The sequence below is a fragment of the Maricaulis sp. genome (assembly GCF_048269565.1).
GTDB lineage: Bacteria > Pseudomonadota > Alphaproteobacteria > Caulobacterales > Maricaulaceae > Maricaulis.
Map to the genome: position 1 here is coordinate 216930 of NZ_JBLXIK010000001.1, position 23492 is coordinate 240421.

22 protein-coding genes are annotated in these 23492 nt (G+C 64.2%); 14 read left to right on the forward strand and 8 right to left on the reverse strand.

What is annotated here, in order from left to right:
• The first annotated feature begins 89 nt into the window (after positions 1–89).
• A protein-coding gene (gene prfB / locus ACN0YL_RS01060) for a peptide chain release factor 2 (protein WP_417492393.1) occupies positions 90–1218 on the forward strand; the annotation gives its coding sequence in 2 pieces (ribosomal slippage) (positions 90–158 and positions 160–1218; 1128 coding nt in all).
• A 111-nt stretch (positions 1219–1329) separates the two neighbouring features.
• On the opposite strand, the gene ACN0YL_RS01065 is transcribed toward prfB, so the two are convergent.
• From ACN0YL_RS01065 to ACN0YL_RS01080, 4 genes are all read right to left on the reverse strand, one after another.
• Complete coding sequence (locus ACN0YL_RS01065) at positions 1330–1785, reverse strand: bactofilin family protein (protein WP_417496747.1); 456 nt, start codon at positions 1783–1785, stop codon at positions 1330–1332.
• Between the two features lie 61 nt (positions 1786–1846).
• Complete coding sequence (locus ACN0YL_RS01070; RefSeq protein WP_417470121.1) at positions 1847–3079, reverse strand: peptidoglycan DD-metalloendopeptidase family protein; 1233 nt, start codon at positions 3077–3079, stop codon at positions 1847–1849.
• Positions 3080–3162: 83 nt separating this feature from the next.
• Positions 3163–4002: a ferritin-like domain-containing protein gene (locus ACN0YL_RS01075; RefSeq protein WP_417496748.1), complete on the reverse strand. Its 840-nt coding sequence runs from the start codon at positions 4000–4002 to the stop codon at positions 3163–3165.
• Positions 3999–4475, reverse strand: coding sequence for a peroxiredoxin (locus tag ACN0YL_RS01080; protein ID WP_417492396.1), 477 nt, complete (start codon positions 4473–4475; stop codon positions 3999–4001). The genes ACN0YL_RS01075 and ACN0YL_RS01080 overlap by 4 nt, the downstream gene beginning before the upstream one ends.
• Positions 4476–4577: 102 nt before the next feature.
• On the opposite strand from ACN0YL_RS01080, the gene ACN0YL_RS01085 reads away from it, so the two are divergent.
• Positions 4578–8099, forward strand: a complete 3522-nt coding sequence (locus ACN0YL_RS01085; RefSeq protein ID WP_417496749.1) for an AsmA-like C-terminal region-containing protein — start codon at positions 4578–4580, stop codon at positions 8097–8099.
• Here the strand turns inward: ACN0YL_RS01085 and tyrS are convergent.
• The gene (gene tyrS, locus ACN0YL_RS01090; protein ID WP_417496750.1) at positions 8096–9349 is read right to left on the reverse strand and encodes a tyrosine--tRNA ligase; all 1254 of its coding nucleotides are present in this window, start codon (positions 9347–9349) and stop codon (positions 8096–8098) included. The two genes, ACN0YL_RS01085 and tyrS, sit on opposite strands and share 4 nt — an antisense overlap.
• Positions 9350–9412: 63 nt before the next feature.
• On the opposite strand from tyrS, the gene ACN0YL_RS01095 reads away from it, so the two are divergent.
• Positions 9413–10522, forward strand: a complete 1110-nt coding sequence (locus tag ACN0YL_RS01095; protein WP_417496751.1) for an anhydro-N-acetylmuramic acid kinase — start codon at positions 9413–9415, stop codon at positions 10520–10522.
• A gap of 72 nt (positions 10523–10594) precedes the next feature.
• Here the strand turns inward: ACN0YL_RS01095 and ACN0YL_RS01100 are convergent, their stop codons facing one another.
• Complete coding sequence (locus tag ACN0YL_RS01100; RefSeq protein ID WP_417481447.1) at positions 10595–11278, reverse strand: alpha/beta hydrolase; 684 nt, start codon at positions 11276–11278, stop codon at positions 10595–10597.
• A 208-nt stretch (positions 11279–11486) separates the two neighbouring features.
• On the opposite strand from ACN0YL_RS01100, the gene ACN0YL_RS01105 reads away from it, so the two are divergent.
• The 11 genes from ACN0YL_RS01105 (at position 11487) to ACN0YL_RS01155 (ending at position 20563) form a co-directional block, all read left to right on the forward strand.
• Positions 11487–11969: an Rrf2 family transcriptional regulator gene (locus tag ACN0YL_RS01105; protein WP_417470109.1), complete on the forward strand. Its 483-nt coding sequence runs from the start codon at positions 11487–11489 to the stop codon at positions 11967–11969.
• Positions 11970–11973: 4 nt separating this feature from the next.
• The gene (locus ACN0YL_RS01110) at positions 11974–13125 is read left to right on the forward strand and encodes a cysteine desulfurase family protein (RefSeq protein ID WP_417492399.1); all 1152 of its coding nucleotides are present in this window, start codon (positions 11974–11976) and stop codon (positions 13123–13125) included.
• A 14-nt stretch (positions 13126–13139) separates the two neighbouring features.
• Positions 13140–14615 (forward strand): Fe-S cluster assembly protein SufB, encoded by a 1476-nt coding sequence (sufB, locus tag ACN0YL_RS01115; RefSeq protein WP_417492400.1) that lies wholly within the window; start codon positions 13140–13142, stop codon positions 14613–14615.
• Complete coding sequence (locus ACN0YL_RS01120; protein ID WP_417496752.1) at positions 14612–15328, forward strand: hypothetical protein; 717 nt, start codon at positions 14612–14614, stop codon at positions 15326–15328. The genes sufB and ACN0YL_RS01120 overlap by 4 nt, the downstream gene beginning before the upstream one ends.
• A 44-nt stretch (positions 15329–15372) precedes the next feature.
• Positions 15373–16050 (forward strand): hypothetical protein, encoded by a 678-nt coding sequence (locus ACN0YL_RS01125; protein WP_417496753.1) that lies wholly within the window; start codon positions 15373–15375, stop codon positions 16048–16050.
• 66 nt (positions 16051–16116) lie between these two features.
• Positions 16117–16881, forward strand: coding sequence for a Fe-S cluster assembly ATPase SufC (sufC, locus tag ACN0YL_RS01130; RefSeq protein WP_417496754.1), 765 nt, complete (start codon positions 16117–16119; stop codon positions 16879–16881).
• Positions 16882–16883: 2 nt separating this feature from the next.
• The gene (gene sufD, locus ACN0YL_RS01135) at positions 16884–17912 is read left to right on the forward strand and encodes a Fe-S cluster assembly protein SufD (RefSeq protein WP_417496755.1); all 1029 of its coding nucleotides are present in this window, start codon (positions 16884–16886) and stop codon (positions 17910–17912) included.
• The gene (locus ACN0YL_RS01140) at positions 17909–19153 is read left to right on the forward strand and encodes a cysteine desulfurase (protein WP_417496756.1); all 1245 of its coding nucleotides are present in this window, start codon (positions 17909–17911) and stop codon (positions 19151–19153) included. The genes sufD and ACN0YL_RS01140 overlap by 4 nt, the downstream gene beginning before the upstream one ends.
• A gap of 59 nt (positions 19154–19212) precedes the next feature.
• Positions 19213–19596 (forward strand): SUF system Fe-S cluster assembly protein, encoded by a 384-nt coding sequence (locus tag ACN0YL_RS01145; protein ID WP_417470247.1) that lies wholly within the window; start codon positions 19213–19215, stop codon positions 19594–19596.
• Positions 19597–19613: 17 nt separating this feature from the next.
• The gene (locus tag ACN0YL_RS01150) at positions 19614–19973 is read left to right on the forward strand and encodes a HesB/IscA family protein (RefSeq protein ID WP_417470096.1); all 360 of its coding nucleotides are present in this window, start codon (positions 19614–19616) and stop codon (positions 19971–19973) included.
• Between the two features lie 2 nt (positions 19974–19975).
• Complete coding sequence (locus ACN0YL_RS01155) at positions 19976–20563, forward strand: glutathione S-transferase N-terminal domain-containing protein (RefSeq protein ID WP_417496757.1); 588 nt, start codon at positions 19976–19978, stop codon at positions 20561–20563.
• A 64-nt stretch (positions 20564–20627) separates the two neighbouring features.
• Here ACN0YL_RS01155 and ACN0YL_RS01160 read toward each other — a convergent pair whose 3' ends face one another.
• On the reverse strand, positions 20628–21623 hold the full coding sequence (locus tag ACN0YL_RS01160; RefSeq protein ID WP_417492407.1) for a GGDEF domain-containing protein: 996 nt from the start codon (positions 21621–21623) through the stop codon (positions 20628–20630).
• 216 nt (positions 21624–21839) lie between these two features.
• Complete coding sequence (locus ACN0YL_RS01165) at positions 21840–23423, reverse strand: DEAD/DEAH box helicase (protein ID WP_417496758.1); 1584 nt, start codon at positions 23421–23423, stop codon at positions 21840–21842.
• Between the last annotated feature and the right edge of the window lie 69 nt (positions 23424–23492).

The window sequence follows — 23492 nt, forward strand, 5'->3', positions numbered from 1 at the left end:
CCTGCGGTCTGCAGAGATCGGCTTGCCGGGCCGGGGAACGCCCGTTATCTCCATGGCTTGCCACATCATTTCAGGAAGGCCTTTGCCCCATGCGCGCAGACATCCAGACCCTGTCCGATGAAATCCAGCAGGCCGTAGGCCTGCTGAGGAGGCGTCTTTGACTGGGATACAGCCCAGAAACGACTAGACGAACTCAACGCCCGCTCCGAACACCCTGATTTCTGGAACAATCCGGTCAAGGCCCAGGAGCTGATGCGTGAGCGCAATCGGCTCGAGAGCGCGATCAACACCGTGATCGAAGCCGAGCGGGAACTCTCCGACAGCGTCGAGATGATCGAACTGGCCGAGATGGAGGATGATGCCGAGATGGTCGACGAGGCTGTCGCCGGCCTCAATCAGCTCGCCGAACGCATGCGCCGGGCGCAACTGGAGACGCTGCTCTCCGGCGAGGCCGACGGCAATGACGCCTTCGTCGAAATCCATTCCGGTGCCGGCGGTACCGAAAGCCAGGACTGGGCGGCGATGCTGGCGCGCATGTATGCGCGCTGGGCCAATGCTCATGGCTACAAGGTCGAGGTCATGGAAGAGCAGGCCGGTGAAGAGGCCGGTCTGAAATCGACCACCATGCTGGTGCAGGGCGAGAATGCCTATGGCTGGCTGAAGACCGAGACCGGCGTGCATCGTCTGGTGCGGATTTCGCCGTTTGATTCCAGTGCCCGCCGTCATACCAGCTTCTCCTCGGTCGGCGTCTATCCGAAGATCGATGACGCGATCGAGGTCGATATCGACGAATCCAAGGTGCGTACCGACACCTATCGCGCGTCCGGCGCCGGCGGTCAGCACATCAACAAGACTGATTCAGCGGTGCGCCTGACCTATGACATGCCCGGTGAGGACAAACCGGTTGTGGTCCAGTGCCAGAATGACCGCTCCCAGCACAAGAACCGTTCGCGCGCCTGGGACATGTTGCGTGCGCGTGTGTATGAAATCGAGCTGCAGCGGCGCGAAGCCGCGGCGCAGGCCGAGGCTGACAGCAAGAGCGAGATTGGCTGGGGCCATCAGATCCGCTCCTATGTCCTGCAGCCCTACCAGATGGTCAAGGACCTGCGCACCGGTGTCGAAACCTCCGACACCGGCGGCGTGCTGGATGGCGATCTGGATGACTTCATGGCCGCGGCACTGGCAGCGCGGGTCGGGGGCGAGGACGACGAGTCCTGAAACCGGACAGGCGTCCGGTTGCCATCCGGTCCAGCAATACTCCAGCGGACAGAAAAAAGCCGGCGGCCCGAGGGGCTCGCCGGCTTGTTTCATTCTGTCTGTTTCGACCGGTCAGGCGCCGGACTTGCTCGCGGCCAGCGGCGGCTCGATCGAAGCGGGCTTGCTGCTGGGCGGTGATGGCGGACGATTGTCCATTTTCGGTGCGTTCGGCGCGGCGGCTGCGGATGGCGCGCTCTTTTCAGCCAGCGGGTCGGTCGAGTGGCGGCAGTGGCCGTCGAAGAAGGCACCGCTTTCGACCGACAGCGCAGCGTGGACAATGTCGCCCTCGATGCGCGCGGTGGAGGCGAGCTGTACCTGGCGGGCGCGAACGCTGCCCGATACCTTGCCGCGAATGACCACGGTCTCGGCATAGACTTCGCCGGTGACGACCGCTTCTTCGCCGATGATCAGCGAGCCGGCGCGGATATCGCCGTCGACGGTGCCGTCGAGCTGGACTTCGCCTTCGGATACGATCGATCCGGTGAGTACGAGGTCACCCGAGAGGATGGAAGGGGCTCTGGATTTCATGGCAGTCCTCTTGGTCGGCGCGCTCGATTGTGACATCGAATCGGATGGTGAGACGTCTTTGTTACCCTTGAACATATTGTCCGGCCCTCAATAGGCGGTCGGGATCTATCGCAGATCCTTCATACCAGATTTCATAATGCAAGTGCGTGGCCGTACTGCGTCCTGTGGACCCCATGCCCCCGACCTGTTGTCCACGTTCGACTGTATCGCCACGCCTCACTGCGATTTCATTCATGTGACCATAACGCGTCACGAACCCGTAGCCATGGTCGATTTCCACGGTACGACCATAACCGTTGCGCCAGCCTGCGTAAATAACCCGGCCGGGGCCGGTCGCGACAATGGGCGCACGGCGATAGGCTGCAAAATCGATGCCGCGATGCTGTGTCGCACGACGGTTGAACGGGTCGAGCCTCACGCCAAACGGGCTGGTCCGGCGATAGGCAGCGTCGACGGGAATGCCCAGCGGGCCGGTCTCGATGAAGCGTTCCAGCTCCTCGACCTCGAGCATGCGGGCGGCCACGCGGGTGATACGGGACGAGAACTCGGCCTCCAGATCCCAGCCATCGGAGAAGAGCGGCGTATCATTGATCGGGATATAGGGCCCGCCCTGTTCTTCGCCATCATGACCGCTGGAGACAACGTGGTCGATGTCCAGGCCGGTGAGCCGCAGGACGGCGCGAAGGTTTTCCAGCCGGGCCTCGGTGGCATCCTCGGCCTGGGCGAGAACATTGTCCTGTTCGCCCATCAGATAGGAAATCTGGTCTTCCGGCGATTCCGAGAGGGCTGCGATATTGACCAGCGGGTCACGGGCCATGCGCGGCGTCGGATCGGCCGGCGTTGCCGCCATCAGGACACGATCATCGGCGAGGGCCGGTGAGGGCGCCATTTCATTGCCACTCAATTGTTCGGCAAATTCGACCAGCTGGCTCAGGGTCTCGTGCCGCATCTGGAATTCATAGGCGGCGCGATCGAATTCTTCCATCCGCGACTCCATGAAGGAGTAGGCGGTGGCTTCGCTGGCCTGCGCTTCGGCGACCATGCGGTTGAGATTGATGCGTTCGCGCTCGATCTCGGCATCCTTCGCCGCGAGGGCCTGGCCGTGAAAGGCGACGGAGACAGTGGAGTAGCACAGCCAGCAGGCCAGTACCGCAGCGCTCAGGAGCGCGCTGATCTGCACAGCGGTCGAGATCGCGAAATAGCGGACCTGACCATCGCTGCGATGGTAGATCTGCCGGTCCGGAAACCAACGTTGAGCTGTGCCCCACACAGCGAGTTTGAGTCTTGAGAACATGCGTTACTTTGCCCAGACTTCCGCTTGCCCCGGTGCCCAAGTTGGGCATGTGACACAAAAGATCGTCAGTTTTCAACTCTTGTTTATGCAAGTGGCGCGCCGGTCGCTGCCAATGGCAGGTAATATTCTTCGGGAAACTCCGCCCGGTCGCGCGCATCGGTGTTGAATGGTGGCTTGAGGCCACCTCGATAATACTGCTGTACAAGGCCTTGATAGCGGGTTTCCGGTTCCAGGCCGGCCGCGCGACACACATGTCTGAACCAGCGCATTCCGGTGGCGACATGACCGACTTCGTCGGCATAGATAATTTCCAGGATCCCGGCACTGACCGGGTCACCGGCAGAATTCAGCCGGTCGATCATGCCCGGTGTCACATCCAGGCCGCGCGCCTCGAGCACCAGCGGCGCGATCGCCAGACGGGCCGCGAGGTCGTGGCCGGTTGCCCGCGCCGCGTCCCACAGCCCGTCATGGGCCGCCAGGTCACCATAGGCCGCGCCGAGGGCTTCCAGCCGATCCGCGACCAGTCCGAAATGGCGCGCCTCGTCATCCCCGACTGCGATCCACTCGGCGAGAAACCGGTCCCGCGCCGCGCCGCCGAGGGCGGGATCACCGCCGAAGCGCACCGCCATGTCGAAGGCGAGGTCGATGGCGTTGAATTCGATATGGGCGATGGCGTGCAGCAGGGCGATGCGGCCCTCCAGCGTTCCCAGCCGCCGGCGCGGCGTCTTGCCGGGCGCAACGCGCAGCGGCCGTTCGGGCCGGGCAGGGGCTCCGGGCAGGTCTGTCGGCCAGGGCGCCGGCCAGGCCAGTCGCGCTTCGTCGAGTGCGCGCCGCACGGCACGTGCCGCCGCCGCCTTGGCGCGCGGTTCCGCCGTCTGCAGCACCGCCAGCGACATTTCGCGCAGGTCTGCCGCGGTGCTCATGCCTTCGGCAATTCCCGGACAGCGGCGAGCACCGCATCCACATGGCCCTTGACCTTCACCTTGTGCCAGATCTGCACCAGCCGGCCGTCGGGGCCGATCAGGAAGGTCGAGCGGTCGATGCCCATATATTCGCGGCCGTAGAGTTTCTTCAGCACCCAGGAGCCATAGGCCTCGATGACAGCGCCATCCTCGTCGGAGGCGAGTTGCACAGTCAGATCATGCTTTGCCTTGAACTTGTCGTGCTTTTTGACGCTATCCTTGGAGACGCCGATGACAATCGCACCGGCCTCGGCGAAGGCAGCGCTTGCCTTGGAGAACTCGATCGCCTGTGTTGTGCAGCCCGGGGTGTCGTCCTTCGGGTAAAAATAGAGAACAATCGTCTTGCCGAGTAATTCGCCCAGATCGACTGTGCCGCCGCCATCGGTGGCCAACCGGAAATGTGGAGCCAGGTCGCCTGTCTTGAGATCGCTCATTTATCCTCTCCTGCCGCCTGATGGACGGTCGATTCCGCTTCGGCCCAGTGTGCGCCTCTTGCCGCTGGCGTCCAGTCGCGGCGCTGCGCGGGGCATGGGCGGATGCTGAGAACCTCCCTCCGCCTGAGCGTGATCTATGCCCTGGAGGCCGTGGCGGTCCTGCTGGCGCTGGCGATTTTCGCGGTCGGGGCGCTGCTGGTGCGGCTGTCAAACGGTCCGATCGAGCTGGATTTCCTGCGCGCCGATGCCCAGCGCATGCTGGCCCAGGCCTTTGAGGGCGAGCTGGTGGCGCTTGGGGCGCTTGAGGCGCGCTTTGATCCGGAGACCCATGCCCTGGTGATCCAGGCGCGCGATGTCACAGTCGCCGAGAGCCATGGCGAGGTGATCGCACGGGCTCCGCGGCTCGAGGCCGGTTTTGCCGTGGAGAGCCTTCTGCTCGGCCGAATCGAACCGGTCACGGTCAGCCTGTCCGGCGGTTCGATCTCGATTGTGCGCCGTGCCGACGGTGCGGTCGGGGTCGGGCTTGGCAGCGTTGACCGTGTGTCGGCAACAGCGCGCCTGCCGGCCCGGGGCGGCGATGACAGTGCGTCATTGTTTCAATTGCTGCAGCACCCGACCGGGTCTGACGGCATGCTTGGCAAGTTGCGCCATGTCGATATCGAGAACGCCTCGGTGCGCATTGTCGATGACCTGACCGGAATCGCCTGGCTGGTCGACGAGGCCAGCGTCAGGCTCGACCGGGATGACACCCGCATCCTCGCCGAACTGGCTGGCCAATTGGCGACCCCGTCCGGCTTTGCGCCGATGGAGGTGCGAATCCAGGCCGGTGCCGCGCTCAACACCCTGCTGCTGGAAGCGCGCGTGGCCGAATTGTCGCCGGCGGCGGTGGCGCCGGTGATCGGGCCGCTCTCGGTCCTGCGCGTGCTGGACGCGCCGATCAGCCTGGATCTCCTGCTCAACGCCACGCGCGAGGCGGGGATACGCGGTGCCTCGATCAATCTGGATATCGGGGCCGGGCATGTCTTGCGCAACGGCGAGACCACCGCCTTCAATTCCGGCACCATGCGCCTGAATTTCGACCCTGATGCCGGCGAACTCACCCTGTCGGAGGCGCGCGTCGACAGCGAGGTCTTCACCGCCGAGCTGAGCGGGCGCATGTTTGAGCTTTCCGACTATGTGGGCGCCCTGCCGATGCGCTGGCGCTATCAGATGAACGCCGGGGCGGGCCGTATTGATCTCGGAGGCATTTTTGAGCGACCGCCGGTCTGGAACGCGCTGGAACTGACTGGCGCCGTTGATCTCAACGAGGCGCGCATCGAACTGGAGCAGCTCGATGTCGATCTCGGCCCGATCCAGGCGCGGCTGGCGGGCGAAACCTCGCTCTCCGAGGTTGCTGACGGGCGCTGGCTGCCCAATCTGCGTCTGAGCGGACCGATCGAGGGCGATGTGCAGCCGGAAACGGTGCTCGCCTATTGGCCGGTCTTGCTGGCCGATTCGGCGCGGGTCTGGATCCGCGAGAGCATTCTGGGCGGGCGTTATTTCAATGCGCGGCTGGATCTCGACCTGGATGCCGAATCCGTCGCGGCCGGGGCGCTGGCTGATGACCGCCTGACGCTCGGTTTCGACTTCGAGGATGCGGTGGTGCGCTATGTGCCGGAGATGACGGTGCTCGATCATGGCAGCGGCCATGCGGTGCTGCGCGGCAATGCCTTCGAGGTCGCCATGACCAGCGGTCGGATTGGCGATATCGAGCTGTCGCGGGGCGTGGTGGACATTCCGCGTCTCAACCCGAAGGGGGCGCTGGCGCGCTTCGCCGGTGTGGCGCGGGGCAGTGCCGGTGACATCCTGGCGCTGATCGACGAGCCGCCGCTGTTCCTGACCTCGAGTTTTGGAGTCTCCTCCGACATTGTCGACGGCCGTGCGACGGTGGAGTTCGAATTCCGGCGTCCGATGCTTGATGATGTCGACCCGGACGATATTCCCTTCACGATCGACGGCACGATCGAGAATGCCTCCGCCACCGTGCCGGGAACCGGCTGGGCATTCACCGAGGGGCAGGTTGAACTGCACGCCGATCCGGCGGGGCTGACGGCCCGCAGCGATGGCGTGGTGCTCGACACGCCGATCCATTTTGTCTGGCACGAGAACTTCCAGGCTGAACCGGGCGATCTGGCGACCGCTTTCGAGCTCACCGCCGATGTCGGACCCCGAACCTTCGACCAGCTGGGCATACCGGCACGGCTCTATCTCGACGGCGCCATCCATCTGCAGGCCCGGGCGGCCGGCGCGGGCATGGGGGTCAGCGAAATCCGGGTGGATGCCGATCTGCTTGATGCCAGCCTGGACGCGCCGGGCGGGGTCTGGGCCAAGCCGGCCGGCGAACCGGGACAGGCGGGCTTCACCCTGCGTCTGGGTGAAACGGGCAGTTTTCACCTCGAGGATTTTCGCGCGCAGGCCACGGGCCTCTCGATCGCCGCGACGGCCGAGTTCTCGTCGAGCGGACGTCTGGTGCGCGCTGATATCGGGCAGTTGCAGCTGGAGGAACTGGTTGACCTGACCGGCAGTCTGACCGGTCCGCAGGAGGCCGGCGGCGCCTTTGGCGCCCGCTTCGCCGGGCGCTATCTCGACATTCGCGAATTGCGGCCCCATCTGCGCGATCTCGGCAGTGGCGGCGGCGAGATGATGCCGCTCTCGGCATCGCTGGATGTCGGCCGGCTGATCGTGTCGGATCGCAGCCAGCTTGATGATTTCAGCCTGATCTGGCGCAGCGAGGCCGCCGGCATCCGGGCCTTTTCGATCGCGGGCACCGCTACAGACGGTCCCTTCCAGGCCAGTTTTGGTGCCGAAGAAGACGGTGGCGCGCGCGAATTGCGGCTTGAGGCACAGTCAGCCGGGCGGCTGGCGGCACTGCTTGGCGGTGAAGGCTATGCGCGGGGCGGCCAGGTCTCGGTTCTCGGCGAAGCCCCGCCGCTGGGCACGGAAGGACCGCTGACAGCGCGGGTTGAGATACGTGACCTGACGCTGGTGCAGGTGCCGATCCTGGCCCGCATTCTTGCGGCGGGCTCCTTCGAGGGGCTTTCCGCCCTGCTCAATGGCGAGGGTATCGAGTTTGACGCCATTGATGCCAGCGTGATGTTCGAGGACGGCCTGCTGACGATCGGGGAGGCGAGGGCCCGCGGCAGTGCGCTCGGTGTCACCGCGAGCGGGACGGTGGACTTCACCAATCAGCGCGCCGCGATCGATGGCAATCTGGCCCCGTCCTATGTGCTCAATTCCTTCCTGGGGGACCTGCCCGTGATCGGTGACATGCTGGTCTCCAGGCCGGGCGAGGGGATTATCGGGATTGTCTATTCCGTCGAAGGCCCGTTCGACAGCCTCACCGTGTTCGCCAATCCGCTCTCGGCATTGGCCCCGGGCTTTCTGCGCCGCATCTTCGAGGGCAGCGCCGCTGACCGTGCGGCGCGTGACCGTGCCGAGTCGCGGGACGAGCCAGCGACGATCACTATCCCCGAAATCTTGCCCGAGGAGGTCCTGCGCGACCTGCCAGCGCCGGCCGGTGAAGCCGAACCGCCGGCGGTCACCGAAACCGACCCGGCAGCGGCAGCCCTGCCGCCGCCGGATTAACCGGCGACCGGCCTGGCCAGGGCGTGACGCTTCTTGCCGATCGACAGCTTGATCGCGCCATCGAGCACCATGTCAGCGCTGGCCATCAGCATCGGATCGGTAATGGTCTCGCCATTGAGCTTGGCCGCGCCGGCCTTGATATGGCGACGCACTTCGCCGTTTGACGCCGCCAGCCCGCATTCGACGAACAACTGGACCAGGGAAATCTCGCCGCTCTCCAGGCCCGCAAACTCGATCGTCGGCAGGCCGGCACCGGCGCCGCCTTCGGCGAAGGTCTGTTTGGCGGTCTTTTCGGCTTCGCGCGCGGCCTCGGCGCCATGCAGCAGCGTCGTGGCCTCATTGGCGAGACGGACCTTGGCCGTATTGATGTCGGCGCCCTCGAGTGCTTCCAAGGCGGCGATCTCGTCCAACGGCAGATCGGTGAAGAGGCGCAGGAATTTGCCGACATCGGCGTCTTCGGTATTGCGCCAGAACTGCCAGTATTCATAGGGGCTCAGCTGATCGGCATTGAGCCAGACGGCGCCCTCGGCGGTCTTGCCCATCTTGGCGCCCGAGGCGGTGGTGATCAGCGGCGTGGTGAAACCGAACACTTCGGCCTGGTCGACGCGGCGGCACAGCTCGACGCCATTGACGATATTGCCCCACTGGTCGCCGCCGCCCAGTTGCAGCGTGCAGCCATGGCGGCGCAACAGTTCGAGGAAATCGACCGCCTGCAGCAGCATGTAGTTGAATTCGAGGAAGGTCAGCGGCTGTTCGCGCTCCAGCCGCAGCTTGACGGAATCGAAGGTCAGCATGCGGTTGATGGTGAAATGCGGCCCGAACAGGCGCAGGAATTCGATATAGCCGTATTGCGACAGCCAATCGTCATTATCGACCACGATGGCATCGGTCGGCCCGTCGCCGATTTTCACCAGCGCATCGAAGGCGGTCAGGATCGAGGTCTTGTTGGCCTGGATCTGCTCATGGGTGAGCATCGAGCGTGTCTTGTCCTTGCCGGACGGGTCGCCGATCTTGGTCGTGCCGCCGCCCATCAGGATGATCGGCTTGTGGCCGGCCTGTTGCATCCGCCGCAGCATCATGATCTGCACCAGGGAGCCGACATGCAGGCTCGCGCCGGTGGCGTCGAACCCGATATAGCCGGTCACAATCCCCTTCATCGCCGCCTCGTCGAGGCCGTCGAGATTGGTGGACTGGAAGTGGTAGCCGCGCTCGACCAGCGCATTGACCAGATCGGATTTGTATTCGCTCATGACGTCTCTCCTGCTACATGGGCTTCTAGGTCGACTAGCCACGCGAGAAAAGAGGGCCCGCGCATGAAATACGTGATCGGATTGATGAGCGGCACTTCGCTGGACGGCGTCGATGCGGCGTTGATCCGGACCGATGGCGAGCGCATCGCCGAATTTGGCGCCGGCGAGACCCGCGAATACACCGCCGCCGAGCGGGCCGTGCTGCAGGCCGCGGTCGATGCGGCGCTGGCCTGGGGCTTCCAGGGGGACGCGCCGGATTTTGCTGCCGCCGAGGCCGTCCTCACGGCCAGCCATTCCGAGCTGGTCGAGGCGGTGATGGCCAAGGCCGGGCTGGCTGCCGCTCAGATCAGTCTTGTGGGATTTCACGGCCAGACCGTCCTGCACCGCGCGCCGTCGGGCCGGCGCAAGGGCCAGACCTTGCAGATCGGCGACGGGCCGGCGCTGGCCGAGCGGCTCGGCATTGATGTCGTGTTTGATTTTCGCAGCGCCGATGTCGCGGCCGGCGGGCAGGGCGCCCCGCTGGCGCCGCTCTATCATGCCGCGCTGGTCGCCCAGGGTGGCCTGGAATTGCCGCTGGCCGTGGTCAATCTTGGCGGCGTCGCCAATGTCACCTGGCTGGGTCCCGACAGCGATCCGGTCGCTTTCGACACCGGCCCGGCCAATGGTCTGATCGATGCCTGGTGCCAGCAGCGGCTCGGCACAAGCCATGATTTCAACGGTGAGCTGGCGGCGCAGGGCCGGATTGATCCGGCTGCCCTGAAGCAATTGATGAAACATCCCTTCTTCGCCAAGGCCCCGCCGAAATCGCTCGACCGCTGGGATTTTTCCCTCGATCCGGTCCGACATCTCGGCGATGCCGATGGCGCCGCGACGCTGACAGCCTTCACGGCGCGGACAGTGGCGGCGGCGATCGACGCGCTCGGCCAGCCCGGCCGCATCCTGGCGACGGGGGGCGGCCGGCATAACCCGGTGCTGATGCGCATGATGGGCGAGGCGATGGGGGTGCAGCCGGAACCGGTCGAGGCGGTGGGCTGGCGCGGCGATCTGCTCGAGGCCGAGGCCTTTGCCTGGCTGGCGGCACGCGTCGCGGCGGGGCTGCCGACCAGCCTGCCCTCGACGACCGGCGTCGCTCGGCCCGTCAGTGGCGGCCGCCTCGCGCACCCCAAGGCCTGATGGCCGACATGAAAGCGCCGCCAGCTCGAAAGCCGGCGGCGTCTTCATCCCGGTCCTGCAACAGCAGACGCGTCAGCGCTTGCCGGTGATCTGCCGTTCGGAGCGTTCCTTCTCGACCAGCGGGATGCGATCATCGAGATAGGTATTGATCCGGCGCTCCAGCTCGGGGAGATGTTCGGTGAACAGGTGGTTGGCGTCGGGGATGATATCGCGCTGGATCTCGATCCCCTTCTGCACGCGCACCTTGGACATCACGCGCTCGACATCTTCGGCCGGCACGATCTTGTCGGCGCCGCCATGGACGATAATGCCCGAGGCCGGGCAGGGGGCGAGGAAGGTGAAGTCATACATATTGGTCGGCGGGGCGACCGAGACGAAGCCGGCGATTTCCGGGCGCCGCATCAAAAGCTGCATACCGACCCAGGCGCCAAAGGAGTGGCCGGCGACCCAGCAATAGCGCGCCGTGGCATTATAGCCCTGCACCCAGTCGAGCACGGTGGCGGCATCGGACAATTCGCCCAGACCCTGGTCATAGCTGCCCTGGCTGCGGCCGACGCCGCGGAAATTGAAGCGCAGGGTCGCGAAATTCCGCTTGCGGAACGAGTCATACATCATCTCGACGAGCGGGTTTTCCATGTGCCCGCCACCAAGCGGATGGGCGTGGAGAATCAGCGCGACGGGGGCTGTCGGGTCTTCGCTCGGGCTGTAACGCCCTTCAAGCCGGCCGGCCGGGCCGGGAATGATTACGTCAGGCATTCAGTCTCGCCTTCCTGGGTGGTACCAATGATTTCGTGCAGCCATGCGGCAAATCGCGCCTTGTAACAGCACGGAACCGGGGCCATATACTTGACTAACCTACTCGGATATTGGACTCGCATGCTCACAAGCGAGCGCTCGCCCTTCCGAAGGGGCGGGTCTTAGCATGATCGGGATGCCAGATGCGAGTGTTTAAGGAGGCAAACGCATGAAGCTAAGCACCAAGGGACGTTACGCCGTGATGGCGATGGCCGACCTTGCCGCTGCGAGCGGCGGCGGGCCGGTGACGCTGGCGGAAATTGCCTCGCGCCAGTCGATCTCATTATCCTATCTGGAACAACTGTTTGCCAAGCTGCGCCGGGCCGATGTCGTCACCAGTGTGCGCGGGCCGGGCGGTGGATATCGCCTCAGCCGTCAGGCCGGCGAGATTCGTATTTCCGATATCATTGTCGCCGTTGACGAGCCGCTGCGTGCAACGCGCTGCTCCAACGCCAAGGGCTGTCTGGCCGATGGCCGCCGCTGTGTCACCCATGATCTCTGGGATGAGCTGAGCCGGCATATCTTCCTCTTCCTCAGTTCGGTGACCCTGGAAGACGTTACCCAGCGCCGCGTCCAGGGCTCGGCCAGCGGTGCCAGCGGCCGGCTTGATCGCGCCGTCAGCCTGTTGATGAATCACGAGGCGGCTGAATAGCGCCATGCGGGTCTATCTCGATCATAATGCGAGTACGGCGATCCGGCCGGAAGTGGTCGCGGCGATGGCGGACGCCATGAGCCGGACTGCCAATCCCTCCTCGGTGCACCGCGACGGCCAGATCGCCGCGCGCGCCGTCGAGGAAGTGCGCCGCCTGGTCGGGCGGCAGCTGTGCGCGCGGGCCGAGGATGTGATTTTCACCTCCGGCGGCACCGAAGCGACAAATCTGGCACTCCATTCCGCGATCGATGCCGGCAATGCCCGGCGTCTGATCGTTTCGGCGCTCGAGCATGAGGCGATTGCCGCGACGGCGCGCGCCTCCGGCCTGCCGGTCGAGACCCTGCCGGTGACGCGCGACGGGCTGGCCGATCTGGCCTGGCTGGAAAAGCGGCTGGCGAACTGGAATGTCGAGCAGGACGGACGCCCCGTCCTCGCCCTGATGCTGGCCAATAACGAGATCGGCACCATCCAGCCGGTCGCCGAGGCCGCGGCTCTGATCCATGCGCATGACGGGTTGATGATCGTTGATGCCATCCAGGCCGTCGGCAAGATCGCGGTCGATTTTGCCGCGCTCGGTGCGGACTATATGGCGATCTCGGCGCACAAGTTTGGCGGGCCGCAGGGCAGTGGCGCCCTGATTGCCGCCTGCAATGCCCCGCTCTCGCGCCATCATCATGGCGGTGGCCAGGAGAAGGGCCGCCGCGGCGGCACGCTCAATGTGGCCGGCATCACCGGCCTCGGCCGGGCGCTGGAACTGGCTGTTGCCGATCTCGACAATTTCGCCGGTCTGGCAAACTGGCGTGATGGGCTGGCCGCCAAGCTGAAGGCGGCAGCGCCGGAGATTGAAATCCTCGGTGAGGGCGCGCCGCGCCTGCCCAATACGCTGTCCATCGCGCATCCGTCCTGGAAGGGCGAGACGCAGGTGATGGCGATGGATCTGGCGCATATCTCGATCAGCGCCGGCTCGGCCTGTTCCTCCGGCAAGGCGCGCGGCTCCAAGGCGGGCCTGGCGCTGGGCCTCGAGACAGGACCCGCCGAAGGCGTGGTCCGGATCAGCCTTGGCTGGACCTCCAATGAATCCGACATCGATGCGTTCGCGCGCGCCTGGACGGCCGCGCACGCCCGCATTGCCCCGAAACTTGACGTGAACGCCTGAAGGCGAAGAGAAACATGGCAGCGATCAAACAGACCATCGATGATGTCCGCGAGCTGGAATCCGGCAAGTACAAGTATGGCTTCACGACCGATGTCGAACAGGACATCGCGCCCAAGGGCCTGAACACCGACATCATCCGCTATATCTCGGCTTCCAAGGACGAACCCGAATGGATGCTCGACTGGCGCCTGGCCGCCTATGAGCGCTTCCAGGAGATGGAAAGCCCGCAATGGGCCAATGTCCGTTTCCCCGAGATCGACTACCAGAATATCCGCTATTATGCCGGCGCCAAGGCGGGCGTGAAATACGACTCGATCGATGATGTGCCCGAGGAGATCCTCGCCGATTTCGCCAAGCTGGGCATTCCGCTGCGCGAGCAGGAAGTCCTGCTCGGGGTGAAGGGTTCGGAGAACAAGGTGGCGGTTGATGCCGTGTTCGACAGCGTCTCCGTCGTCACCACCTTCAAGGCCGAACTGGCCAAGGCCGGCGTCATCTTCTGCCCGATCTCTGAGGCCCTGCGCGATCATCCCGAGCTGGTGAAGAAATATCTCGGCTCGGTGGTTCCGGCTTCCGACAATTTCTTCGCGACGCTCAATTCGGCGGTCTTTTCCGACGGTTCCTTCGTCTATGTGCCGCCCGGCGTGCGCTGCCCGATGGAGCTCTCGACCTATTTCCGCATGAATGCCGAAGGCACCGGCCAGTTCGAGCGCACCCTGATCATTGCCGACAAGGGCGCTTACGTCTCCTATCTGGAAGGCTGCACCGCGCCGATGCGCGACGAGAACCAGCTCCACGCTGCCGTGGTCGAACTGGTGGCGCTCGACGATGCCGAGATCAAATACTCCACCGTGCAGAACTGGTGGCCCGGCGATGCCGACGGCAAGGGCGGTGTCTATAATTTCGTCACCAAGCGCGGCGATTGCCGCGGCAAGAATGCCAAGATCTCCTGGACCCAGGTCGAAACCGGCTCGGCGATCACCTGGAAATACCCGTCCTGCATCCTGCGCGGCGAGAATTCGCGTGGCGAATTCTATTCCATCGCCGTCACAAACGGGCATCAACAGGCCGATACCGGCACCAAGATGATCCATCTCGGCAAGGGCTCGACCAGCCGCATCATTTCCAAGGGCATATCGGCGGGCAAGTCCGACCAGACCTATCGCGGTCTGGTCTCGGTGCATGCGAAAGCGGAAGGCGCGCGCAATTTCACCCAGTGCGACAGCCTGTTGATCGGCGACACATGCGGTGCCCACACCGTGCCCTATATCGAATGCAAGACGCCGAAAGCCATTCTCGAGCACGAGGCGACGACAACGCGCCTCTCCGAAGACCAGCTCTTCTACGCCCGCCAGCGCGGCCTTTCCGAGGAGCAGGCGACGGCGCTGCTGGTCAATGGTTTCGTGCGCGACGTGTTGCAGCAATTGCCGATGGAATTTGCCGTCGAGGCGCAAAAGCTCCTCGCGGTCAGCCTTGAGGGGAGTGTGGGATGAATACGTTCGGGAAACTGACACTGCTGGTTGCAGCGGTGCTGGCTCTGGGTGCCTGCGATACAGCGCGCGATGCGGTGATGCCTGCGGCGCATGCTGAAAAAACGCCTCAGGCGGAAGCCTCCGAGCGCGGCGGCGATGCCTGGTGCGATGAATTCGCGGACGGCGAGGGCGCCTCGACCGATTGCGCCCTGCGTGTCGATGATCGGCGCTTTGTCTATCTCGATTATCTGACCGATGAGGATGGCTATGCCTCGCAACTGGTGTTGACGCAGCACAGCTTTGCCGGCGACTTGCTGGCGACGTCCGAGGCGATCGATGTCGAGCCGGTTTATGGTGTGGCAGCCTTGCGCGACCTTGACGGCGATGGCGCGGTCGAACTGGTGATCCCGCTCTTCGCCGGCAATGTGAACACGGTGTTCGCGGTCTGGCGCGAGGATGCGACCGGCCTTTTTGCGCCGGCCGGGGAGCTCTCCAGCTATGGCATCGACAGCCTGGAAGCGCGTGACGGACTGGTTATCGCCCCGTCGCGCGGCAGCGCTGTCACCTATTACGAGACTGCCTCGCGCTTCGGTCCTGACGGGCTCGAGACGGTCTATGAGCTTGAGATGGACTATAGCCAGCGCGCCTGCCAGCTGACCTATACGGCCGGTCTGGAAGACGCCGGCATTGACGGTGACGCACTGGTCACCGCTTGCGAAGACCGTGAGTGGTAGGATCGATGTCTGCCATCGACCAGAAGATCCCCAGGGAGGGGAAAATGAGCCTGAAGAACCGCATTTTACTGGCGCTTGCGAGCTGTGCCCTGATCGGCGGCGCGGGCTGTACCCAGGGTTTTGACCAGCCGGACTTTGTCCATGACGAAGGTCAGCCCTGGTGCGACGAGCTGGAGGCGGGCCGCGGTTCGACCGATTGCGCGCTCGTGCTTGGCGAGGACCACCTCATCTTCTTCCAGTACGCACCGTCCAGCCAGGGCTCACGCCTGATGGTCAATCTCAACACGCTCGAGGGCCAGGAAGTGCAAAGCTTCGGCCCGATCACCATCGAGGGCACCATGGCCAGCCCGGCCCTGCGCGACATCAATGATGACGAGCGCGAGGAATTGTTCATCCCGCTGCTGACCGGCAATGTGAACACGCTCTATTCCGTCTGGCAGCAGGATGATGAAGGCCTGTTCCACCGCGCCGGCGAATTATCGGGCTTTGATATTGACGGTTTCGAACTGCGCAATGGCCTGGTGATCACCCATTCACGCGGCGACGCGGCAACCTCCTACGAGACCGGCAGCCGCCTGACGCCCGACGGGCTCGGCACCGTCTATGAGATGCTGATCGACTATGCCGCCCGCGATTGCCGCCTGCTCGACCAGAGCGGTCTGGCGGCTGTGCGGATGTCGGCAGAGGCCATTGTCGCGGCCTGTGAAAGCCGGGACTGGTGAGCCTGGCCAAGACTTGAATCCTGGCGGATTTCGCCAACCGAAACTGATGATTGCAAGAGAGTAAAAATGCTTAAAATCAACGATCTGCACTGCAAAGTTGAAGCTCAGGATGGAGTTGAGAAAATCATCCTCAACGGCATCACGCTGGACGTTCCCGCTGGCGAAGTGCACGCGATCATGGGTCCGAACGGGTCGGGCAAATCGACGCTCTCCTACGCGGTCACCGGCCGCGATGGCTATGAGATCACCGAGGGCTCGATCGAGTTCAACGGCGAGGAGATCGGCGAGATGGCGCCGGAGGAACGCGCCGCGCGGGGCCTGTACCTCTCCTTCCAGTATCCGGTCGAAATCCCCGGCGTGCCGACTTTGATCTTCCTGAAGGAAGCGCTCAACGCCCAGCGCGTGGCGCGTGGCGAGGCCGAGATCTCGGCGCCGGACTTCATGAAGCTGGCGCGGGAAAAGGCCAAACAGCTCTCCATCTCGATGGACATGCTCAAACGCCCGGTCAATGTCGGCTTTTCCGGCGGCGAGAAGAAGCGGCTGGAAATCCTGCAGGCGCTGATCCTGGAGCCGAAATTCCTCATCCTCGACGAGACCGATAGCGGGCTCGATATCGATGCGCTCAAAGTCGTCGCCGATGGCGTCAACACGCTGCGCTCGCCGGACCGGGGCATGCTGGTCATCACCCACTATCAGCGCCTGCTCGACTATATCAAACCCGATGTCGTCCACATCCTCGCCGCCGGCCGTATCGTCAAATCCGGTGGCCCGGAGCTCGCGCACGAGCTCGAAGCCGAAGGCTATGACAAATATATCGGCGAGGCGGCGTGAGCATGGGCGCGATCAAACCCGTCGCGGCCGAAACCGCCCTGATCGAGGCGCTCGACGGCGCCACCGGCTGGCTGGCGCAATTGCGTGAAGCGACCCGCATCCAGGGCCTGCCGACGCGCCGCAACGAGATGTGGAAATGGTCGGACCTGCGCCGCGCCGCCGGCGAGATCTCCACGGCCGGCACCATGACGGTGACCGGTGCCGCTGGCGACGTGCTGGAGCCCGCAGATGGCGAAACCGTCGAGCTGGGTGTGTCGGCCAGCGCCGGTGCCAGTGCCGCAGCCCTGAGCCTCAAAGTGAAATCGGGGCGCTCGGTCACCCTGGTCGAACGTTATGAAGGCGAGGCCGGCTCGCTGGGCAATTTCCACCTCGACATCACGGTCGAGGACGGCGCGCGGCTGGAACGGATCTGTATTCATGACGAGACGGAAGCGGGCGTCCTGATCGCTTCGGCCAGCATTGGTCTCGCCACCCACGCGCATCTGAGCCAGATCGCGCTCGCCTTTGGCGGCAAGCTGGTGCGCAATGAAACCCATATCGCCCATGCCGGCGAGCACTCCGAGGCGCATCTGCACGGGGTGTATCTGCTCGATGAAGGCCGCCATTTCGATTACACGAGCTCGGTCCACCATACCGGCCCCGGCGGTATCACGCGCCAGCTGGTGAAGGGCGCCGTTGCGGCCCATGCCCGCGGTGTCTTCCAGGGCAAGTTCAAGGTCGACCGCGCCGCCCAGCTCACCGATGCGAAGATGACCCATCGCGCCCTGATGCTCGATGACCGTGCCGAGATCGACGCCAAGCCGGAGCTGGAAATCTATGCCGACAATGTCCAGTGCGCCCATGGCAATGCCATCGGTACCCTCGACGAGACGGCGCTGTTCTATATGCGCCAGCGCGGCATTCCGCTGGTGCAGGCGCGGGCCCTGCTGATCGAGAGCTATCTCGCCGAGCCGCTCGATTTCGTCAGTGATGAAGCCCTGCGCGATGCTCTGCGGGCACGGCTGCAAAAGCGATTGAGGGCGATCTCATGACGGCTCAGCCCGAAACCGTGACCGCGCCGCTCAATATCCCGGCGATCCGCAATGAATTCCCGATCCTGCAGCGCGAGATCAATGGCCAGCCGCTGGTCTATCTCGACAGTGCAGCCTCGGCGCAAAAGCCCGAATTCGTCATCGAGAGCGTCGCCGGCGTCTATCGCAGCTTCTACGCCAATGTGCATCGCGGGCTGCATACACTGGCCAATGAATCGACCGAGGCGTTTGAACTGGCGCGCGATGATGTGCGCCGTTTCCTCAATGCGCAGCGCACGGAAGAGATCGTCTTCACCCGCGGATCGACCGAGGCGATCAATCTTCTCGCCCACTCTTTCGGCCAGGGCCTGGTCGCTGGCGACGAGATAATCGTCAGCCGGATGGAGCATCACTCCAATATCGTGCCGTGGAGAATGCTGGCCGATGCCAAGGGCTTGACCCTGAGGTGGGCGGACGTGACGCCGGCCGGCGAGCTGGATTATCCACAGTTGGCAGACATGGTTAACGCGAAGACAAAACTGATCGCGATCAGCCATATGTCCAATGTGCTCGGCACCATCAACAATGCCGCCCGCATCATGGAAATTGCCCGCGCGAGCGGCGTGCCCGTCCTGTTCGACGGCTCGCAATCAGCCGTCCATATCCCGGTCGATGTGCAGGAACTGGGCTGCGATTTCTTCGTCTTCACCGGCCACAAGCTCTACGGGCCGTCGGGCATTGGCGTGCTCTACGCCAAGGGGGACTGGCTTGATCGTCTGCCACCCTTCATGGGCGGCGGCGAGATGATTGCCGATGTCTATGAGGACCGGCTGACCTTTGCCGATCCGCCGCACAAGTTTGAAGCCGGCACGCCGCCCATCGCCGATGCGATCGGGCTTGGCGCTGCGATCCGCTGGCTCGAGCGCCATGACCGCGCTGCCATCATGGAACATGAGCGCGCGCTGATGGACCGCGCCGTCACCGGCATGGCGCAAATCGAGGGTGTGCGCATGATCGGCACCGCCCAGGAGAAGGGCGCCATCATCAGCTTTGCCATGGACGGGGCCCATCCCCACGACATCGCGCAAATCCTCGACAAATACGGCATTGCCGTGCGGGCCGGGCATCATTGCGCCCAGCCCTTGATGCGCCATATGGGCGTCAGCGCCACGGCGCGTGCGAGTTTTGCCATCTACAACACGATCGAAGAGGCCGATGCGTTTGTCGACGCATTGAAAAAGGCCCGCGAATTCCTCATCTAGGTATGACCATGACCGATAACACCACACGAGACGTGATCGATCTTTCCGGATCGCCCGCCATGACAACCCAGGCGCCTGCGGCTGCGAGCGAGCCTGTGGCCGATGCCGTGAAGCCGGAGCCGATCCCGGTCGAGGAACTGGCGAAGATCACCGACGAGGTCATCGTCCAGCTCAAGACCGTCTATGACCCGGAAATCCCGGTCGACATCTATGAGCTCGGCCTGATCTACAAGGTCGATCTGGAAGACGACCGCACGCTGAAAGTCGTGATGTCGCTGACCGCGCCGGGCTGTCCTGTGGCCGGCGAGATGCCGGGCTGGGTGCAGGAAGCGGTCGAGCGCGTCGAGGGCGTCAACAAGGCCGAGGTCGAACTGACCTTCGATCCGCCCTGGACACCGGACCGGATGTCCGACGAGGCGCGGCTTTCCCTGAACATGTTTTGACGGACGGAAAACCCATTATGGCACGACGTGAAAGACCCAAGGCCGTCACCCTGTCCGAAGCGGCAGCGGCGCGAGTCAAGGCGATCATGGCCCAGCGCGGCGCCGGATTTCTGCGTGTCGGGGTCAAGAATGGCGGCTGTGCCGGCATGGAATATGTGATGGATTATGTCGAGGCGCCGGAGGCGCTCGACGAGCGCGTCGAGGACAAGGGCGTGGAAATCGTACTGGAATCCAAGGCCTTGCTCTTCCTGCTCGGTACCGAGCTCGATTACGAGACCACGGCGCTGCATTCCAAATTCGTGTTCCGCAATCCCAACCAGACCGATGCCTGCGGCTGTGGCGAGAGCGTTACCATCGTGCCGGTGCGCGAGCACTGACCATGCTGCAGCTGATCTATTCGCCGACCTCGCCCTATGCCCGCAAATGCCGGATCCTGGTGCGCGAGCTGGGGCTGCAGGGCAGGGTCAGCGAAATTGCCGACAACCCGTTCGACGATACCGACACCCTGTTGCAGGCCAATCCGCTCGGGCGCGTGCCCTGTCTGGTGCTCGATGATGGCCGCGCGCTGACCGAGAGCGCCGTGATCGCTGCCTGGCTCAATGAGCAGGCTGCAGCGCCATGGCCGTCGGACTGGGATGATCGCCGCCTGGAGGCGCTGGGCGGCGGCCTGCTCGACCTCGCCGTCGCGCGGCGGGTCGAGATGGTGCGCGATGAGGCGATCTACAGCGCCCATTGGCTCGGCCGGCGCGAACGCGGCATCGCGCGAACGCTGGACGCGCTGGAGCGCGAGTGTGCGGTGGCAATCGAGCCGCTCAGCCTTGGCGCCCTGACGATCGCCCTGGCGCTGGATTATCTGGATTTCCGCTATCCGGAGAGCCAGTGGCGCACACAAGGGCCGCGGCTGGAAGCCCTGCATGCCGCCTGGTTCGGGCGCGACAGCTTCATCGCGACAGCCCCGCCGCTCTGACACGAAAACGCCGCCCGTTTCGGGGCGGCGTCTTCAATCAAGCTGTATCCCGCTTCGGGCCTGATCAGGCCGCATCACGTCCGAGCTGGCTGGTCGCGCCATCGGTGGTCGTGCGATTGCGGCCTTCGGTCTTGGAGCGGTAGAGATGCGTATCGGCCCGTTCGATCAGCGTCTCGATCGACTCGCTACCCTGGTAGGTCGCGATCCCCATCGAAATGGTGATATTGCCCAGATCCTCATTGGTGGATTTGCGCAGCAGCTTCTTGGATTCGACCGTGCGGCGGATTTTCTCCGCGATAGCAAGGGCTTCCTCCGGTGTCGCGCCCGGCATCACGATGCCGAATTCCTCGCCGCCATAGCGTGCGACGATGTGTGATTCCGGCGCATGGCGCGTCAGGCAGCCGGCGACAAAGCGGATGATCTGGTCACCGGTCTGGTGGCCCCAGGTGTCATTGAAGCGTTTGAAGAAATCGATATCGCACAAGACCAGGCTCAGGGGCGTACCGCTGGTATCGGCTTCGCGCCGCGCCTTGCGCAGGCTCTCATCGAAGCGTTTGCGATTGGCGATGCCGGTGAGGGCATCGGTCATCGCTTCCTCGCGCACCCGCTCGAGATTATCACGCAACTGGGTGACCTCTTTCGAGGTTGCCTGCAGCTTGCTTTCGAGATCATGGCTGCGGCGCTGCATTTTTGCCGTTGCCGAGACCAGCGATTCGACGAGCTTCTTGATGCCCGGATCGCTGACGGCTTCGCCCAGTTGAGAGGTCGCACCGGCGAGGGTCTTGCCATAGGCCAGCGTGTCGGCTTCGGCGGCGCGCAGGCTTTCCTGCACATTGCCGAGCTCGCGGCTCATCATGCCGCCGCTCTCCAGGATGGCATCCTGAATGGCCCGCCACTGAAAATATTGATCGAACAGGTCTGAATTGATGTCGTCTGTGAACGCGGTGCCGGATTCAATCTGGCTGCGGACCGACTCACACAGCTCGGGATTGGTGTCGCTGGCGAAACTGATCCAGACGGCGTAATTTTCTGGGGTCGGCGGAACATCAAATTGTTCCATGAGGTCCAGCGCCTTCAGCGCGAACTCCCTGCCGTCCTTACCCAATAAACGTCCGTTCACGAGAGACCCTTCCCTGTCGAGGTCCCCGAGCGTCCCGGGGGCCTTTCAAGCAAGCTAGCCGCGAAAGGAAAAGAAGAGGTAAAAATCGCTCATATCGTATGATTAACGAATTGATCAGGCCGCAAATCACCGGCCCGATCACGCCATACGGTCGTGTTACCGCTCTGTCTGCATGAAGCTGGGCACGTGTTCGCCGAAGCCGACGACATCGCGGTCCGGGCCATCGCCCTGGCCACGGCGCGAGCCGGACTTGCGTTCGCCCGAACGGCTGTTGCGGGCCGGTGCGGCCTTGGCCGGGCGCGCTGCATGCGGCTCCCCCGGGGTCACCGGTCCAGGCTCGGCCGCCATGGCGGGTTCGGCCTTCGGCGCAGCCGCTGCCGGGGCAGCGGCTTGCGGTGCCGGTGCCGGGGCAGGTGCCGGCGCAGGTGCGTTGACGGGGGCCGCAGCGGCGTCCGTCTTTGGCGTGCGGGGTTTGCGGGTCGAGCGGCGGCCGCGCGGCGTGCGTGGTGTCGCGGCTTCGTCCGCAGCTTCGGAGGCGGCGGCGGGCGCTTCGCTGGCTGCTGCAGCATTCTCGGCCGGTGCGGTAGTCTTGGCGGCCGGGGCCGCAGGCGCAGCACCAGCTGCCGGCAGATCGGGAATGTCCTGGCGCGTCAGCTTGAGGATGGCGGCGAGGTTCTTCTCATCGCCCGGTGCGAAGATCGTCACGGCCGTGCCGGTCTTGCCGGCCCGGCCGGTGCGGCCGATACGGTGGACATAATCATCGGCGTGGTGCGGCATGTCATAATTGAAGACATGGCTGACATCGGGAATGTCGAGACCGCGCGCGGCGACATCACTGGCCACAAGAAAGCGGATGCTGTCATCCTTGAACCCGGCCAGGGTGGCAGTGCGCACCGACTGGTCGAGATCGCCATGGATCGGCGAGGCGGGGATGCCGTATTTCGTCAGCTCGCGCGCCACCATGTCGACATCACGCTTGCGGTTGCAGAAGATGATGCCGTTCTTGACGCCTTCGCGGGTCATGGCATCGCGCAGGGCTGCGCGCTTGGTCTTGGGCTGGGCGTCGTGAACGCGCGCCAGATACTGCTCGATATTGACCCCGGTCGTCGCCGGGCGCCCGACTTCAACCCGCACAGGGTCGTTGAGGAAGCGGTCAATCAGGCTCTTGATTTCATTCGGCATGGTGGCCGAGAAAAACAGGGTCTGGCGGCGCGGCGGTGTCAGCGAGAAGATTTTCTCGAGATCGGGGATGAAACCCATGTCGAGCATGCGATCGGCTTCATCGACGACGAGGATCTGGACGCCATTGAGCAACAGCTTGCCGCGGCCGAAATGGTCGAGCAGCCGGCCCGGGGTCGCGATCAGCACATCGGCGCCGCGGTCGAGAATGGCCTGTTGTGGACCGAAGGCGACGCCGCCGATCAGCAGGGCCATCGAGAGGCGCTGACCCTTGGCATAGGCTTCGAAATTCTCGGCGCACTGGGCGGCGAGTTCACGGGTTGGTGCGATAATCAGGGAGCGGGGCATGCGGGCCTTGGCCCGGCCGCGCGACAGCATTTCGATCAGGGGCAGCACAAAGGCCGCAGTCTTGCCGGTGCCGGTCTGGGCAATGCCCAGCACGTCGCGACCGGTCAATGCGGGCAGGATGGCGCCGGCCTGGATCGGAGTGGGTTCTGTATAGCCCGCCGCAGTGATCGCGGTGAGCAGTTTCGGGCTTAACCCGAGGTCTTCGAACGTCATGGCGTCCTTTTAAATCTGAAGCAGCATCAGGCTGGAGCAAAAATGACGTGGCCGCGCCGAAACGGCGCG